Source organism: Microbacterium sp. I2 (assembly GCF_051364985.1).
Lineage (GTDB): Bacteria > Actinomycetota > Actinomycetes > Actinomycetales > Microbacteriaceae > Microbacterium.
This window is the reverse complement of the sequence record NZ_JBLWIH010000001.1, coordinates 350,885-367,313: the sequence shown is the minus strand read 5'-3', so window position 1 is coordinate 367,313 and position 16,429 is coordinate 350,885. Positions and strand designations below refer to the sequence as shown.

General features: G+C 69.0%; 15 protein-coding genes. 8 read left to right on the top strand and 7 right to left on the bottom strand.

Annotated features, from left to right (window positions below):
- Window positions 1-68 precede the first annotated feature (68 nt).
- Window positions 69-452, top strand: coding sequence for a cold-shock protein (locus tag ACLKM7_RS01660; RefSeq protein WP_436445277.1), 384 nt, complete (start codon window positions 69-71; stop codon window positions 450-452).
- Window positions 445-1,284 carry a DUF3027 domain-containing protein gene (locus ACLKM7_RS01655; RefSeq protein ID WP_436445276.1) on the top strand — a complete coding sequence of 280 codons (840 nt, stop codon included), beginning with the start codon at window positions 445-447 and terminating at the stop codon, window positions 1,282-1,284. The genes ACLKM7_RS01660 and ACLKM7_RS01655 overlap by 8 nt, the downstream gene beginning before the upstream one ends.
- Window positions 1,285-1,312: 28 nt before the next feature.
- On the opposite strand, the gene ACLKM7_RS01650 is transcribed toward ACLKM7_RS01655, so the two are convergent.
- From ACLKM7_RS01650 to ACLKM7_RS01625, 6 genes are all read right to left on the bottom strand, one after another.
- Window positions 1,313-3,673, bottom strand: coding sequence for a glycoside hydrolase family 3 N-terminal domain-containing protein (locus tag ACLKM7_RS01650; protein ID WP_436445275.1), 2,361 nt, complete (start codon window positions 3,671-3,673; stop codon window positions 1,313-1,315).
- Complete coding sequence (locus ACLKM7_RS01645) at window positions 3,670-4,722, bottom strand: ABC transporter permease (protein ID WP_436445274.1); 1,053 nt, start codon at window positions 4,720-4,722, stop codon at window positions 3,670-3,672. Before ACLKM7_RS01645 ends, ACLKM7_RS01650 begins: the two co-directional genes overlap by 4 nt.
- A gap of 1 nt (window position 4,723) precedes the next feature.
- On the bottom strand, window positions 4,724-5,707 hold the full coding sequence (locus ACLKM7_RS01640) for an ABC transporter permease (RefSeq protein ID WP_436445273.1): 984 nt from the start codon (window positions 5,705-5,707) through the stop codon (window positions 4,724-4,726).
- The gene (locus ACLKM7_RS01635; protein WP_436445271.1) at window positions 5,704-6,525 is read right to left on the bottom strand and encodes an ABC transporter ATP-binding protein; all 822 of its coding nucleotides are present in this window, start codon (window positions 6,523-6,525) and stop codon (window positions 5,704-5,706) included. Before ACLKM7_RS01635 ends, ACLKM7_RS01640 begins: the two co-directional genes overlap by 4 nt.
- Window positions 6,522-7,379, bottom strand: coding sequence for an ABC transporter ATP-binding protein (locus ACLKM7_RS01630; RefSeq protein ID WP_436445270.1), 858 nt, complete (start codon window positions 7,377-7,379; stop codon window positions 6,522-6,524). Before ACLKM7_RS01630 ends, ACLKM7_RS01635 begins: the two co-directional genes overlap by 4 nt.
- Before the next feature lie 94 nt (window positions 7,380-7,473).
- A complete protein-coding gene (locus ACLKM7_RS01625) occupies window positions 7,474-9,129 on the bottom strand; it encodes an ABC transporter substrate-binding protein (RefSeq protein WP_436445269.1) in 1,656 nt (551 codons plus the stop codon).
- A gap of 177 nt (window positions 9,130-9,306) precedes the next feature.
- On the opposite strand from ACLKM7_RS01625, the gene ACLKM7_RS01620 reads away from it, so the two are divergent.
- Window positions 9,307-9,939 (top strand): TetR/AcrR family transcriptional regulator, encoded by a 633-nt coding sequence (locus ACLKM7_RS01620; protein ID WP_436445268.1) that lies wholly within the window; start codon window positions 9,307-9,309, stop codon window positions 9,937-9,939.
- A gap of 10 nt (window positions 9,940-9,949) precedes the next feature.
- On the opposite strand, the gene serC is transcribed toward ACLKM7_RS01620, so the two are convergent.
- Window positions 9,950-11,065, bottom strand: coding sequence for a phosphoserine transaminase (gene serC / locus ACLKM7_RS01615; RefSeq protein ID WP_436445267.1), 1,116 nt, complete (start codon window positions 11,063-11,065; stop codon window positions 9,950-9,952).
- Window positions 11,066-11,506: 441 nt separating this feature from the next.
- Between serC and ACLKM7_RS01610 the strand changes: the two genes are divergently transcribed.
- From ACLKM7_RS01610 to ACLKM7_RS01590, 5 genes are all read left to right on the top strand, one after another.
- Window positions 11,507-12,433 (top strand): endonuclease domain-containing protein, encoded by a 927-nt coding sequence (locus ACLKM7_RS01610; protein WP_436445266.1) that lies wholly within the window; start codon window positions 11,507-11,509, stop codon window positions 12,431-12,433.
- A gap of 406 nt (window positions 12,434-12,839) precedes the next feature.
- Window positions 12,840-13,541 carry a metal-dependent transcriptional regulator gene (locus ACLKM7_RS01605; protein ID WP_436445265.1) on the top strand — a complete coding sequence of 234 codons (702 nt, stop codon included), beginning with the start codon at window positions 12,840-12,842 and terminating at the stop codon, window positions 13,539-13,541.
- Window positions 13,542-14,014: 473 nt separating this feature from the next.
- Window positions 14,015-14,767 carry a M23 family metallopeptidase gene (locus tag ACLKM7_RS01600; protein ID WP_436445264.1) on the top strand — a complete coding sequence of 251 codons (753 nt, stop codon included), beginning with the start codon at window positions 14,015-14,017 and terminating at the stop codon, window positions 14,765-14,767.
- Between the two features lie 353 nt (window positions 14,768-15,120).
- The gene (locus ACLKM7_RS01595; protein WP_168911026.1) at window positions 15,121-15,618 is read left to right on the top strand and encodes an HNH endonuclease; all 498 of its coding nucleotides are present in this window, start codon (window positions 15,121-15,123) and stop codon (window positions 15,616-15,618) included.
- Between the two features lie 130 nt (window positions 15,619-15,748).
- Entirely contained in the window at window positions 15,749-16,168 is a 420-nt protein-coding gene (locus tag ACLKM7_RS01590) for a GNAT family N-acetyltransferase (RefSeq protein ID WP_436445263.1), read from the top strand.
- Window positions 16,169-16,429: the final 261 nt, after the last annotated feature.

The window sequence follows — 16,429 nt, the reverse complement described above, 5'->3', positions numbered from 1 at the left end:
CCCGCATTCGTCATGCTCTGTTCCGCCCGCGCCCGATCGCGAGGCGCCGTCACCCAGCGAGGTCTTGAATGCCCACCGGCAAGGTCAGGTTCTACGACGAGGAGAAGGGGTTCGGCTTCATCGCCTCCGATGACGGCCAGGACGTCTTCCTGCACGCCACCGCCCTGCCCGCCGGCGCGCCCGCGCCCAAGGCGGGTACGCGGCTCGAGTTCGGCGTGGCCGAGGGCAAGCGCGGTCCGCAGGCCCTCTCGGTCCGCGTCCTGGACGCGCCGGTCAGCCTGGCCAAGCGCTCGCGCAAGCCGGCGGATGACATGGCGATCATCGTCGAGGATCTCGTGAAGCTGCTCGACGGCATCGGAGGCGACCTTCGCCGTGGCCGCTACCCGAGCGGGGCTCACGCCAAGAAGGTCGCCGCGGTGCTCCGCAAGGTGGCCGAGGAGCTTGATGCCTGAGCAGGCCGAGCACACCCCGGAGTCAGGCCCCGAGGCGGGCGACGAGACCGAGGCGTCTGTCGAGACTGCCGCTGAAGAGTCCACCGGGGAGGCTGAGCCTGTGCCGGACTCGGCTGACGAGGTCGAGCCTGCCGAGGCCGATGCCGCGCTGCTGGAGTCTCGTGACCTTGCACTCGCGGCGCTGCGTGAGATCACGCCGGAGTCGACCATCGGTGAGCCGGCCGACTACCGGCTCGAGGCCGGCGGCGTCGTGTCGCTGCGTTTCGGCAATCGGCTGCCCGGCTACCCCGGCTGGTTCTGGACCGTGAGTCTGGCTCGCGTCGAGGGCGCTGAGCCCACCGTGCTCGAGGTCGAACTGCTCCCCGGGGACGGGGCACTGCTCGCGCCGGACTGGGTGCCGTGGGCGGTCCGCCTGGCCGATTACCACGCCACGCAGGCAGCGCTCGCCGAGGCTGCGCGCGCCGCAGGCGAGGACGTCGAGTCGGACGAGGACCTCGACGACGACGATCTCGATGACGACGACCTCGAAGACGTCGACGACCTGGACGCGGTCGATTTCGACCACGACGGCTCGTCGATCCTGCACGCCGGCGACGTCGACGGGGTCGACATCGACGAGCTCGCGGACGACGACGAGGATGACTCCGACGACGACGAGGATGACTCGGACGAGGATGACTCGGACGACGACGACGACGACGAGGATGACGACGACGACGAGGATGACTCGGACGACGACGACTCGGACGACGACGAGGACGACTCCGACGACGAGGATGAATCGGACGACGACGACGAGGATGACTCGGACGAGGACGACTCAGACGACTGACGGCCCACGCGCCTCACGGCGCGCGGCGTCACGCTCGTCCGGCGGCCTCCGCCTCGGCCGGCGTCCGCACGGCAGCGGTGTCTGCGACGCGGAAGACCGCGCTCAGCAGCACCTCGTCGCGTGAGGACGGCCCCACGAGCAGCTCGAACTCGCCCGGTTCGACGATGCGCCGGCCCGCAGCATCCACGATCGTGCACTCTGCCACCGGCAGTGTGATCTCGACCGTCTCGGATCTGCCTGGCGCGACGTCGACATGACGGTACGCCTTGAGTTCTTTGTCGGCCCAGCTGACCGAGGTCACGCTGTCGCGCACGTACGCCTGCACGACTTCGTGAGCGGGCCGGTCACCGGTGTTGCGCACCGTGACGCGCGCCGTCACGACGTCGTCCGATCCCGGCTCGTCGTCGATGAGACGGAGGTCGCTGTACTCGACCGAGGAGTAGGTCAGACCTTCACCGAAGGCGAAGGCCGGGCTCTGGGTCAGATCGGCGTAGCGGTCGCCGTGCTGCCCGCGGATCTGGTTGTAGTAGATCGGCAGCTGCCCGGCGTGGCGCGCGAACGACAGCGGCAGCCTGCCCTGCGGCTCGATCAGCCCCAGCAGCAGCTCGGCGACCGCGCGTCCGCCCTGCATGCCCGGGTTGGCTGTCCACACGAGCGCCGCGGCATCCGCCACCGCCGCAGGCAGCACGTGCGGCTTGGACGCCAGCAGCACCACGACCAGCGGCGTGCCGGTCGCGGCGACCGCCTCGAGCAGCGCCCGCTGCCCGCCGATCAGCTCGAGCGTGGCCGTCGACCGGCCCTCGCCGACGAGCTCGATACGGTCGCCTACGACGACGACCGCGTAGTCCGCGTCGTTCGCCGTCGCGACCGCCTCGGCGATCATCGCCTCGTCGGGTTCGGCGGGCACCACGATCTGGGGGCGAGGCTGGCCGTCAGGGAAGAACGATCCCGCCGGGTCGTCCTCGAGGGTCAGGATGCCGTATCCCGGCGCGTACTCGATGCTCCACTCGTCGGGGGCGTGCGTGCGCAACCCGTCGAGCACGGTGGTGATCGCCGCGCGCGGGTGGCCGTCAGGCAGCCAGTCGACCTGTCCGGATGACCCGGCCCAATCGCCGAGCTGCGTCTGCGCGTCGTCGGCGAGGGCGCCGATGACCGCGACGCGTCGCGGACCGGCGGCTGAGGGCGCAGCGCGCCCCGACGTGTCGGCGGTGAGACCGCCCGCGAACGGGAGGACGCCGTCGTTGCGCAACAGCACGAGCGAACGGCGCGCGACCTCGAGGTTGAGGCGCGTGTGCGCGCCGGAGGCGATCTGCTCGCGGATGCGCCCGGCATCGGGCAGCCGAGGGTCCTCGAAGAGCCCGAACTCGAACTTCAGCAGCAGCACGCGAGCCACGGCACGGTCGAGCGCGTCCTCGGTGAGCAGCCCCTGCTCGATCGCGTCCAGCGCCCCGCGGAAGAATCCGGGGGTCGTCATGATCATGTCGTTCCCGGCGCGGACGGCCGCGGCCGCGGCGTGGGCGTAGTCGGGCTGCACCCGCTGCTCCCACACCATGCGGCCCACGTTGTCCCAGTCGGTGATCAGTGTGCCGGTGAATCCCCACTCGCCGCGCAGCACGTCGTTCAGCAGCCAGTCGTTCACGGTGATGGGCACGCCGTCGATGGACTGGTAGCCCAGCATGAAGGTGTGGCATCCCTCCCTCGCCACTCGCTCGAAGGGCGGCAGGAACCACGATCGCAGCTTGCGCTGCGAGATGTCGGCCTCGCTCGCGTCGCGCCCGCCCTGCGTCTCGGAGTAGCCGGCGAAGTGCTTCGCGGTGGCGAGGATGGCCGTCGGGTCGCCCAGTCCGCCGCCCTGGTACCCGCGCACCATCGCCGAGGCGAGCTCGCCGATCAGGAACGGGTCCTCGCCGAAGGTCTCGTCGACCCGGCCCCAGCGCAGGTCCCGCGTGATGCACAGGACGGGCGAGAAGGTCCAGTGGATGCCGGTGGCCGACACTTCGACGGCGGTTGCGCGGGCGACCTGCTCGAGCAGCTGCGGGTCCCAGGTCGCCGCCATGCCGAGCTGCGTGGGGAAGACGGTGGCGCCCTCCCAGAACGAGTGGCCGTGGATGCAGTCCTCCGCCACGAGCAGCGGAATCCGCAGGCGGGTCTGCAGGGTGAGCTCCCTGGCGCGCAGCACCTTCTCGGGGGAGGCGTGCAGGATCGAGCCGGCGTGCATGCGCAGCACCTGCTCGTCGAGGTCGTCACGCGCGTCGAGCTGCAGCATCTGCCCGACCTTCTCCTCGACGCTCATGCGCGCGAGCAGGTCCGCGATCCGGTCGGCGACCGGGAGCGAGGGATCCAGGTACGGCGGTCGCGAACGCTCGGATGTCGAGGGGGCGTCGGTCACGGGGTCTCCTGTCGGGGCGCCGCGGTCGCGGTCGTGTCGTTGCGGACGGCGGTGACGCCGCCTGCCGGCTTGATGCCCTTCTTGCGCAGGGCACGTGCCCGCTCGCCGGCGGAGCGGAGGCGGGGGTTGACGTACTCGTCGATGCCGAAGTTGATCAGCGACAGGGCCATGCCCAGCACGGCGATGCACAGTCCCGCCGGGATGTACCACCACCAGTAGTCGGGGAAGGCGCCGTTCTGCTGCGCCCAGAACAGGATCGTGCCCCAGTTGAGGTTGTTGATCGGGATGACCCCGATGAACGCGAGGGTCGTCAGGCCCAGCACGGCGGCGGTCACGGTGCCGACGAAGCTGGAGGCGATGATCGCCATCAGGTTCGGCAGCATCTCGACCGTGATGATGCGCCCGAGCGGCTCGCCGTTGGCGCGCGCGGCCTGCACGAAGTCGCGGTTGCGCAGCGACATGGTCTGGGCTCTGAGAACCCGGGCGCCCCACGCCCACCCGGTGAGCGCCAGCACAGCGGCGATCAGCAGCAGGCTGGGGTCGTCGAACTGCGACGCGATGATGATCATGAGCGGCAGGCCCGGCAGCACCAGGAAGACGTTGGTCAGTGCCGACAGAGATTCGCTCTTCCACCCGGTCACGACGCCGGCGGTCACGCCGATGGCCACGGCCAGCGCCGTTGCCAGGACGCCGGCGAGAAGGCCTACGATCAGCACGCCGCGCGTGCCGTAGATGAGCTGGCTCAGGATGTCTTCGCCCATGTGACTCGTGCCCAGGATGTGCTGCCACGAGGGTGGCTGCTTGAGGGCGGTGTAGTCCTTCTCGAGCGGTCCGTACGGCGCGATCAGGTCGCCGAACACCGCGATCAGCACGAAGAACCCGAGGATCGCGAGTCCGGTGATCGACTTGCGGTTGCGGAACATCGCGAACGAGGAGCCGAGGCGGGCGAGCGTCGAGCGTCCGGCGGGCGCGGCCGGGGCGGGGGCCGGTGGCGCCGGCGCGGGGGCGGCGGACTCCGCCTCGAGCGCGGTCGTGGTGGGGACGGTCATGTCAGGCCTCCATCTGACGGGCGCGCGGATCGAGGATGACGTACGCGATGTCGGCGAGGATGTTCGCGGCCAGCACCGCGAGGGTGATCACCAGGAAGATGCCCTGCATGAGCGGGTAGTCCTTGGCGTTGGTCGCATCCAGCAGCAGCTTGCCGATGCCGGGATAGGAGAAGACGAGCTCCATCACGAGCGTGCCGCCCACGATGAAGCCCAGTGCGAGGGCGAAGCTCGACAGCTGCGGCAGCATCGCGTTGCGTGCCGCGTACGTGCGCACCACGACGCGATCGGGCAGTCCCTTGGCCTGCGCGACGGTGATGTAGTCCTCGTCGAGGACCGTGATCATCATGTTGCGCATGCCGAGGATCCAGCCGCCGAGCGACGCGATGACGATCGTGATGGCCGGCAGAGCGCCGTGGTAGATGACCTCGCCGATGAACTCGGGCGTCAGTCCGGGCTGCGTCCCCTTGCCGTAGGCGTGGGATGCGGGGAACCAGCCGAGCGCCGACGAGAAGACCGCGATCGCGATGAGGCCCATCCAGAAGTAGGGAACAGTCGAGAAGAACGTGGCGACCGGGATGACGGCATCCGACCCGCGTCCGCGTCGCCAGCCGATGACGGCGCCGACGACGGTGCCCAGGATGAACGAGACGATGGTCGCGAGCCCGACGAGCCCGACCGTCCAGGGAAGCGCGGTGCCGATGATGTCGGTCACCGGTGAGAGGCCGTGTGAGAACGAGCGGCCCAGGTCGCCGCTGAAGAGCAGCTTCCAGTAGTCGATGTACTGCTCCCACAGCGAGCGCTCGGTGTCGAGCCCGAAGAGGGTCCGCAGTGCGGCGACCGCTTCGGGGCTGATCTTGCCCTGGTTCTTCTGCAGATAGGCAGAGATCGGGTCGCCCTTCATCATCCGGGGCAGGAGGAAGTTGATCGTGATGGCCGCCCAGGCCGTGAAGAGGTAGAAGGCGGCGCGTCGCAGCGCGAATCTCATGCGAACGCTCCTTGCTGGTCGGGCGCGGTCGAATCGGGACGGGCGAAGTGGCGGTCCGGGTCGGGGGAGGCGTCCCGCAGCCGGCGTGTGTACTCGTCCTGCGGGCGCAGGATCACGTCGTCGGCCCGGCCTCGCTCCACCACACGGCCGCGGTTGAGCACCATGATCTCGTCGCTGAAGTGGCGGGCCGTCGCGAGGTCGTGCGTGATGTAGAGCACACCGAGGTCGGACTCACGCTGCAGATCGGCGAGCAGGTTGAGCACGCCGAGCCGGATGGACACATCGAGCATCGACACCGGCTCGTCGGCGATTAGCAGGCGGGGGCGGGATGCCAGAGCCCGGGCGATCGCGACACGCTGGCGCTGCCCGCCCGAGAGCTCGTGCGGGCGACGGTCGATCGTGCTGTCGGGGTTCAACCGCACCCGCTCCAGCAGGCGCCGGATCTCGGCCTCGACTTCATCGCCCGGCACGACACGGTCCAGGCGCAGTGGCCGCTCGATGTGGTGGCGGATGGTGTGGTACGGATTCAGCGACGCGAACGGGTCCTGGAACACCATCCGCACCTGCTGCCGGTAGCGCCGCAGACCACGGCCACGTCGGGGGATCGGGGCGTCGTCGAGCAGGACCTGTCCCGCGCTCTGCCTCTCCAGCTGCGTGATGATCTTGGCGATCGTGGACTTGCCGCTGCCGCTCTGGCCGACAAGGGCGATGGTCTGGCCGCTGGTCAGCGTGAAGCTCACGTCGTCGAGCGCGAGCATGTGGCCCGCGCCCCGTACGCGGTAGCGCTTCGAGACGCCGCGGAACTCGAGAGTCGTCATGCCGGCACCTCCGTCGCGCCGGCGCCGGTGCGGACGAAGTCGCCACGCTCGCCGGTCAGACTGGGGAACGACGACAGCAGCGTGCGGGTGTATTCGTGCTGCGCATCGCGGTAGATGTTCTCGGCGGTGTCGAGCTCGACGATGCGCCCCTCCCGCATGATCGCGATGCGGTCGGAGATCTCCAGGAGCAGCGGCAGGTCGTGGGTGATGAAGATGACCGAGAAGCCGAACTCGCGGCGCAGATCCGAGATCTGCCGCAGGATCTCGCGCTGCACCAGCACGTCGAGGGCCGTCGTGGGCTCGTCCATGATCATCAGCTGCGGATGCAGCGCGAGCGCCATGGCGATCATGACGCGCTGTCGCATGCCGCCCGAGAGCTCGTGGGCGTAGGACTTCAGCCGCTCGCGGCCGACGCCGACGAGATCGAGCAGGTCGCCGCAGGCCCGTGTGCGCTCGCGGCGGGACAGCTCGGGACGGTGGGTCGTGAAGACGTCGGCGAGCTGCCGGCCGATCGTGATGACGGGATTGAGGGCGTTCATCGCCCCCTGGAAGACGATCGATGCCTTGTCCCAGCGGAAATGCCGCATGTCGTCGTCCGACAGCGCGCCGATGTCGACCCGCTCACCGCTCGCATCATGGAAGAGCACTTCGCCGCCGGTGATGACGGCCGGGGGCTTGAGCAGGCGCTGGATGCCGTAGGCCAGGGTGGTCTTGCCGCAGCCGGATTCGCCGGCCAGGCCCAGGATCTCGCCGCGCCGCAGCTGCAGGCTCACCTCGCGGACCGCCTCGACGGGCGGATCGACGTCGTAGGTGACGCTGAAGTCGGAGATCGTCAGCAGAACGTCTTCGGTCATGTCTCGATTTCGTGTGGGAAGGGTCGTCGACTCGCGAACGCGGTGTCACGGAACGGGGGCCGGGCCGTGGGCCCGGCCCCGCACGTGATCGAGGTCAGCCGGCGGGCTGCAGCTTCGTGAGGATGTACACCGCGGTCGGCTGCGTGGGATCGGCGTTGACGTACGGGTCCTCGTCGCTCGGCCAGCCCACGTAGTTGCGGGTGTTGTACTGGCTGATGAACGGGCGCGTGCCGATCGGCATGGTCGGTACGTCCTCGACGAAGATCCGCTGGATCGTCTCGAGCGCGGTCGCGCGGGCGGCCTCATCCGTCGTGGTGGCGTACTCGTTGAGCGCGGCCGTGGCCTCGGGGCTGTCGTAGCGCCCGAAGTTGAAGTCCGCGGCCTCGCCCAGCGGCTTGAGGAACCGGCCGTCCATCATGTCGCTGTACAGGTCGTACGGCGTGGCGCCGGAGTCGGTCCAGTGCAGGATCGCCTGGAAGTCGCCGGCGCCCTTGGCCTCCCACCAGCTGTCGGCGTCGGGAGTGTCGACCGCGGCGTCCACGCCGAGCTCCTTCACGGCATCCGAGATCAGGCTGATGCCCGTGACGTAGTCGTTCCAGCCCTGCGGCACCGTCAGCGTGAAGGTGACCGGCTCGCCGTCGGGGTCGACGAGGGTGTCGCCGTCCCACGTGTATCCGGCGCCCTCGAGCACGGCTTTGGCGCCCTCGACGTCGACCGCGAAGTCCTGCCCGGCGAACTCCGCCGAGATGTAGTCGTCGCCAGCCGGTGTCGGCAGTCCGGTCACCGACGTGAGCTCGGGCACGCCGCCTTCGCGCGCGATCTCGGCGTGCTTGGCGCGATCGATCACCATGTTCACGGCTTGGCGGAAGGCCACGTCGTCGAACGGCTTCTCGAGCGTGTTGACGAACATCGTGTCGATGCCGAAGCCCGCCGGCGCCCAGTACACGTTGTCCTCGCCCTTGTCGAGGTACGCCGACTGCACGTTGGGGATGAACGACTGCGCCCAGTCGGCGTCGCCGTTCGCGAGTGCCGTGGTGAGGGCGGTGTTGTCGGCGTAGGAGACGTAGTAGAGCGTCGGCACGGCCAGTTCGCCACCCCAGTAGTCGTCCCGCGCGGTCAGCTCGACGGACTGCGTGCTGAAGCTCTCGAGCGTGTAGGGGCCGGTGCCGACGGGCTCCTCGTTGGTGAAGGTCGTCGGGTCGTCGACCTCCGCCCAGACGTGCTCGGGCACGATGAGCTTGTGCAGGACCTTGTCCTGCTTGATGTACATCGGGTTCTCGAACGACACCGTCACGGTCGCTCCGTCGACCGCGACATCCGTGATGCCCAGTGCGGTGGTGTCCAGCGCGGGGTTGTCCTTGATGAGCTCGAACGTGAAGGCGATGTCTTCGGCGGTGAAGTCTTCGCCGTCGTTCCAGGTGACGCCCTCTCGAGCTGTCAGCTGCACGGAGCGGTAGTCGTCGGCCCATGTGATCTCGGATGCAAGCCAGGGCACGACGTCGGCGCTGGGGTCGACGAGGTTGACGATGCCCAGCGGTTCGAAGATCGCGTTGGCATAGCCCAGGCGCAGGGCGGACGAGTCGCCGACCCACGGGTTGTTGCCTTCGGTGGTGATCGGGCCGTCGGGCTTGGCGATCGTGAGTGCTGCGCCGGCCTCGGGTTCGGCCGGGTCGTTGCCGCCGCCTGCGCAGCCGGTCAGCGTGATCGCCGCGGCGAGGCCCACGGCGACGAGGGAGGTTCTGAGCCTCATTGCTACTCCTTCGTGATGGGTGCACGGCGCCGTGAATCCAGGTGTGACCACGGCGTCGCGAGTGATTGCGGCATCAACTTACAATCAAGTAAGTAACTATTGCAAGTGCGTGTCGGCGAGCCAGTGCCGCCCGCGTGCGTAGACTCTGGAAACGCAGCGAAGAAGGGGGTGCCGACCGTGGCAACTCAGCGGCGGCAACCGCGTTCGAGACCCGAGACACTCGCGCGGCGCCGAGACATCCTCGACGCCGCGGTCGAGATCTTCGGGAGCAAAGGGTTCACCGGCGGAACCCTGCAGGAGATCGCCGACCAGGTCGGCATGACCCACGCCGGGATCCTGCATCACTTCGGATCCAAGGATCAGCTGCTGCTCGAGGTGCTGCGTCACCGCGACGAGACCGACGTCGCCGATCTCGAAGAGCAGCACATCCCCGACGGCATGCCGCTGTTCCGTCACCTCGTGCGCACGGCGTTGGTCAACGCGCACCGTGCAGGCATCGTGCAGGCGTACGTCGTGCTGTCGGCCGAGTCGGTGACCGACGACCACCCGGGTCGGGACTTCTTCCAGAAGCGTTATGAGACGCTGCGTGCCGAGGTCGCCCACGCCTTCGCGGTCGTGTGCGCAGAGCGCGGCGTGACCGCACCCGATACGGTGGCCGCGGCATCCGCGAGCATCCTGGCCGTCATGGACGGACTGCAGGTGCAGTGGCTGCTCGACCCCGACGCGGTCGATCTCGCGGCCGCCTCGGAATTCGCCATCGAGGCGATCGTCAGCGCCGTGCTGTCGCCCGCACCCTCACCGCTGACCTGACGCGGGGCCTTCAGCCCAGTCGCGCCACGGTGTAGTCGATGCAGCGGATGAGCTGACGCACGTCGTCGGGCTCGATCGATACGAACGTCGCGACGCGCAGCTGGTTGCGGCCCAGCTTGCGATACGGCTCGGTGTCGACGACGCCGTTGGCGCGGAGGCTCTTGGCCACGGCCGCGGCATCCACCTTCTCGTCGAAGTCGATCGTCACGACGACGGGGGAGCGGTCGGCGGGGTCGGCCACGAAGGGCGTCGCGAAACCGGATGCCTCGGCCCAGTCGTACAGCGCCCGCGACGACTCGCGGGTGCGGGCATCGGCCCAGGCGAGGCCGCCGTTGCCGTTGATCGACGTCAGCTGCTCGTTGAGCAGGAACAGCGTGGCCAGCGCGGGGGTGTTGAGGGTCTGGTTCAGACGGGAGTTGTCCAGCGCCTGCTTGAGGCTCAGGAACTCCGGGATGTAACGGCCCGACGCGGCGATGCGCTCGATCCGCTCGATCGCAGCGGGCGACACGAGGGCGAACCACAGTCCGCCGTCCGAGCCGAGGTTCTTCTGCGGTGCGAAGTAGTACACGTCGGCCTCGGCCGCGGCGAAGTCGATGCCGCCGGCGGCGCTGGTCGCGTCGACGACGGTCAGCGCGCCCTCGTCGCCCTGAACCCGCGCGACAGGGGCTGCGACGCCGGTCGAGGTCTCATTGTGCGGCCACGCGTACACGTCGACGCCGTCCACCGCCTCGGGGGTGGTGCGCGTGCCCGCGGCGACCTCGCGAACGTCCGGCGCTTCGAGCCAGGGGGTCTTCGCGGCCTTGGCGAACTTTCCGCCGAACTCGCCGAACACGAGGTGCTGGCTGCGCGACTGGATCAGTCCGAACGCGGCGGCATCCCAGAACGCCGTCGAGCCGCCGTTGCCGAGGATCACCTCGTAGCCGTCCGGGATGCGGAAGAGCTCCTGCAGACCGGCGCGCACCTCGCCCACGAGGCTCTTCACCGGAGCCTGCCGGTGCGAGGTGCCCATGAGCGCCGCGCCGCGCCCCGCGAGCGCCTCGAGGTGGGCCGGGATGACCTTCGACGGGCCGCAGCCGAATCGTCCGTCGGCGGGCAGGATCTCTCGCGGAAGCTCGATGTGGGGCATGCGTCGATTCTAGAGAGCGCGCCGAACCCGCCTTTCTCGCGTGACGCGGCATGACTCCCGGCATCCGTCGCCCTCACGCTCGGCATCCGATGCCGCCCTCCCGTTGCCCGCATGACTCCCAGCATCCGTTGTCCGCACTCCCGGCATCCGTTGCCCGCACTCCCGGCATCCGTCCCGTGTCCTTTCCCGGGCGCCGTGCCCTCGCCGTGCTCGGGCAGTACTGGGGCCGTGCCTGGTGCGCCGGTCCGCTGGCCCGGTTGCCTTGCTTTGCCGCCAAACAGGTCAACCGGGGTTCCACAGGAGGGATTCGCGGCCAATCGTCATGTAGAGGCGTAGTTGACCTGTTGAGCTGCCTCCTCCACAGGAGGATGGCGGGTCGAGTTGTCCACGGATGAACGGATGCCGCGACCCCCGGTTGGGGCATCCGCTCACAGTTGCGGGATGGAACAGCTCATCGACACGGTGATGAAGAGGGGCGGGGTCGTGCGTGCGGCCGTGCTCGTTGACGCCGGGTTCAGCCGGCTCGCGCTCGCGGCAGCGGTGGCGTGCGGGGAGGTGACGGTGCCGCGGCGAGGATGGATCGCGGCGAAGGATGCCGATCCCTACCTTGTGGCCGCGGCGCGTGCCGGCGTCGTGCTGACCTGTGTCACGCAGGCGAGGCGGCTCGGACTGTGGGTGCTGGATGAGGACCGCTCGCACGTCGGAGCGCCCCCGACCGCCTCGCGGCTCGCGCTGCCCACAGCGACAGTGCACTGGAGTGTGCCGGTTGTACCGCGTGCGCCCGGCACGTTGGAGGACGGCATCCTGAACACTCTTGTCGTGGTGGCGACCTGCCAGCCGTATGAGACTGCCCTCGCCGTCTGGGAGTCGGCGCTGAACAAGGGGCTCGTGACCAAAGAGGAGCTTGCCAGGCTCCCGCTGCGACCGAGGGCTCGTCGGCTGCTCGCGGATGCCTCGCCGTTCTCGGACTCGGGCCTCGAGACGCTCGTGGTGGTGCGACTGAAGTGGCTGCGGCTTCCGATCCGGGTGCAGATCTGGATCGCCGGTCACCGGGTGGACTTTCTCATCGGAGACCGTCTCGTGCTGCAGGTCGACGGAGGACACCACGTGGGTCTGCAGCGCGCGGAGGATGTCGCGCACGACGCCGCGCTGACACTGCTGGGGTACCACGTGATCCGTGTGACCTACGTGCAGGTGGTCGAGCGCTGGCATGAGGTCCAGGACCTCGTTCAGCGCGTGGTCGCCCAGGGCCTGCACACAGCGGCCACCAGGCATCCCGCTGGCCTGTCCGGAACCCCACCCCGTAGCCGACCTTCGACAGGTCAACCGGGCTTCCACAGGAAGAATCTGCGGCCGAACGTCCTGTAGAGGCCCGGTTGACCTGTTGAGCGGTAGCCGCCCCTGCGGAGAGGGTCGATCGGGCTGGCCGTCTCGGTGCACGAGGACTGCCCCGCCGAGCGGACGGAGCCTGCAGCAGCTGCGCCGCGGTCCGCTGCCTCGGCGCCTTCGACAGGTCAACCAGGCTTCTACAGGAGGAATCTGCGGCTGAACGTCCTGTAGAAGCCCGGTTGACCTGTTGAGCAGTCGCCGCCCGGCGGAGAGGATCGAGCGCGCTGGCCGCCTGCGGAGAGCATGCCGCGGGCTGGCCGACTGCCGCCTACGCCCGGCCGCCTACGCCCGGCCGCCTGCGCCCGGACGCCCGCGCCACGAGGCCCGCGTGTCGCCGCGGAAGATAGGCTGTCCTTACCCACTTCGAGCATCGAGGAATCGCGACATGACCGACCTGATCGACACCACCGAGATGTACCTGCGCACGATCCTCGAACTCGAAGAGGAGAATATCGTGCCGCTTCGCGCGCGCATCTCGGAGCGCCTCGGACACTCGGGTCCGACCGTCTCGCAGACGATCGGACGCATGGAGCGCGACGGACTCGTCGTGGTGTCGGAGGATCGCACGCTCGAGCTCACCGGCGCGGGCCGTCAGAAGGCCGTCGACGTCATGCGCAAGCACCGCCTCGCCGAGCGCCTGCTGTCCGACGTGATCGGCCTCGACTGGGCGTACGTCCACGACGAGGCATGCCGCTGGGAGCACGTCATGAGCGAGCAGGTCGAGCGTCGCCTCGTCGAACTGCTGGGGCATCCCACCGAGTCTCCGTACGGCAACCCGATCCCCGGACTCGACCAGCTCGGCGACGTTCCGGCCAACGAGTTCGAGCAGGGCGTCGTGGGTCTCGTGCGCCGCCTCAACGACGCCGGCGAGCCGATCACCGGCACGGTACGGCGCCTGGCCGAGCCGGCGCAGGTCGACCCCGAACTGCTGCAGCAGCTGAAGGGCGCGGGCGTCATCCCCGGCGCCAGCGGCGACTACCGCTACAACGAGGGGTACGTGCTCGTGCAGATGCACGGGAATGACGAGGGTCTCGAGCTTCCGGTCGAGGTCGCGTCGCACATCTTCCTGGTCGACGAGGCACGCTGACAGAGGCTGACGGATGCTCCCCACGCCCTCTCCACGCATCGCTTCGCGCTGCGCGGAGCCTCGGGGCGCGTGGGCCCACGGCCAGGGGTTGCGGCATCCGTTTATCGGTTCCGCCCGGCAACCTGCCAGGCGCGGAGCGTGACAGATTCGTTACCTTCGGGTAGCCTCGAACAGTCCACCAGGCGAGAAGCCCGCCGACCGGACCCCGCGTGGATTGCCTCTCCGGCTCGTCGTTCACGTGGTGAAGCCCGCATATCGTGCCCCGACATCGAATGCTGACGAGCCAGGCGCCCTCGGCGCAGAGGCGCTGGAGGAAACGTTTGGCTGAAGAGATCGAGTCGCCCGCGAGCGAACCCGACCGTGACGCGACGAGTGTGACTCGTCGCGTACGGCACCGGAAGACCCCCGCGCGACCTACCCGACCCGTCGCGCCCGCCAAGACCACCCCTGCACCGTCGTCGGTGCGACCCGCCGTGGCGGCGCCCAAGAAGCCCAATCGCGTGATCAAGCCGCTGCGCAGTCTGGTGATCCTGAGCATGGTCGGCGGTATGGTCGCCACCGTCGCGATCCCCGCGTTCGCCGCGGCGCGTCCGAGCGACGAGGCCGTCACCCTGCAGCAGATGGCGGTCGACGACGCGCAGACGTTCGTGGCCGCGTCGGATGCGAACGCCACCGAGCTCTCGCGTGAGAGCTACTCGGCGACGACCGCCGAAGAGATCGAGAAGAAGAAGGCCGCCGAAGCCGCCGCCGAGCGCGCGCGACTCGCGGCGCAGGTGGCGACGACGTCGCCCGGCGTCAAGTTCGATCTGAGCATGGTCGCGCCGGGCAGCGGCGCCGTGCGCTGGCCGCTGGCGAACTTCACCCTGGGTGAGGGCTTCGGCACGCGAGGCGGCGCGCACATGGGCGTCGACATGCTCGCCCCGGCCGGCACGCCGATCTTCGCCGCCGCCGCCGGTGTCGTGAAGGTGTCGCAGGAGAGCTACGGCGGCTACGGCGTCGCGGTCACGATCGACCACGCCATCAACGGCCAGCGCGTGGGCACTCTGTACGGCCACATGACGTACGGCAGCCGCCAGGTCGTGCCCGGCCAGACCGTGGAGGCCGGCCAGATCATAGGCTTCGTCGGCAGCACCGGACGCTCCACCGCGAACCACCTGCACTTCGAGACGTACATCAACGGCTCGAACGTCGACCCGTGGGCGTGGCTGCAGTCCAACGCCGGCTGACACACAGATCTCAGACGAGAACGGATGCCGCGACCCGCGCCGGGTCGCGGCATCCGTTCGTCGTCGCGCAACGCGCCGTTCACGGGCGCTGCCGCCCCGACGTCTCTGGCGTGGGTTACCCTGAGATCCGACGCTGAGAGAGCGGAGGGAGCCGATGGGCCGCACACCACGCATCCGAACCACGGATGCGCTCGGACGCCTCGTCCTTCGGCATTGCACGAGCGGATGCCACGGTCTCGCCGTGGCGCCAAGGCGCTGTCTGTAGACAGCGCCTTTTTTCGTGCCCCTGCGCACTCGATCGTCACGAATTCGAATAACCGAGAAGCCGTCCCGGCCATTCGAGAGGATGATCAATGCGCACTCTGGTGCTGAATGCGGGCTATGAGCCGCTCGCGGTCGTGTCGTTCAAACGTGCTCTCGTGCTCGTGATGAACGAGAAGGCGACCGTCATCGAGCACACCGAGACCGAACCGGTGTGGGGGACAAGACGTTCGTACGAGCGCCCGGCGGTGATCATCCTGACGCGCTACGTGCGCGTTCCCGGTGGTCGCCGTGTTCCGGTGACCCGGCGAGGGGTGCTCCGGCGCGACAACCATCGCTGCGGCTATTGCGGCAAGGCCGCCTCGACCATCGATCACGTGCTGCCGCGTTCGCGCGGGGGTGCGGACTCGTGGGAGAACCTGGTCGCGTGCTGCTTGCGCTGCAACAACACCAAGGGCGATCGCACGCCGCAGGAGATGAACTGGGAGCTGCGCTTCACACCGCACCCGCCGCGCGGTGCGCAGTGGACCGTCCGCGGCACCGAGCGCACCGACCCGCGGTGGGAGCCGTATCTCGCGCTCGCCGCGTGAGGTCGTGACGGGATTCGCCCGCGCTGCAGAAACCGGCATTCGCGCCCGCAGAGGATTGCCGCGTGTGCCGGTTTCGGCCGCGCGTGCCGCGTGATTCGCTGAGCCCGATCCAGACTGTCAGGATCGGTGGATGACGTTCACGATCACGGCCGAGCTGCCTGCGGCGACCGAGTTGGTCGACCTCTACCGATCGGTGGGCTGGACCGCCTACACCGATGATGCGGAGCGGCTCGTCGACGCGGTGAACGCCTCGTACTGCGTGCTCGTGGCGCGGAGCGAGTCCGGCGGGCTCGTAGGTCTGGCCAGGACTGTCTCGGATGGGCTGACGGTCGCCTACCTGCAGGACATCCTCGTCGCGCCCGAGTACCAGCGACGGGGCGTCGGCGGGGCACTGCTGGACGATATCCTGGCTCGGACCGACGGCATCCGTCAACTGGTCCTGCTGACCGACGCTGAACCGGCTCAGCGGGCGTTCTACGAGTCGCGTGGGCTCGTCGAAGCGCACGACTTCGCTCCGAATCAGCTCAGGTCCTTCGTGCTGTTCCGCTGACGCTGGTCCGCGCTGCCGAAACCGGCGGTCGCGCCCGTACAGGACGGTAGCGCGTGCAGGTTTCGACCGCGCGACCATCGGCACCCGCGCCGAACGGACCGCGGACGCCGGTTTCCGCAGCGCGAGAGGGGCCTCGCCCGGGCAGGACGGCTACTTTCCTCGAACATAACTGTCGGAAGTGCGAGGTATCCTCGTTCCCTGCGGTTGAACACATAGAACATGTGTTCTAGCCTGAGGGGATGGGGGCGATCGTGCAGCTCA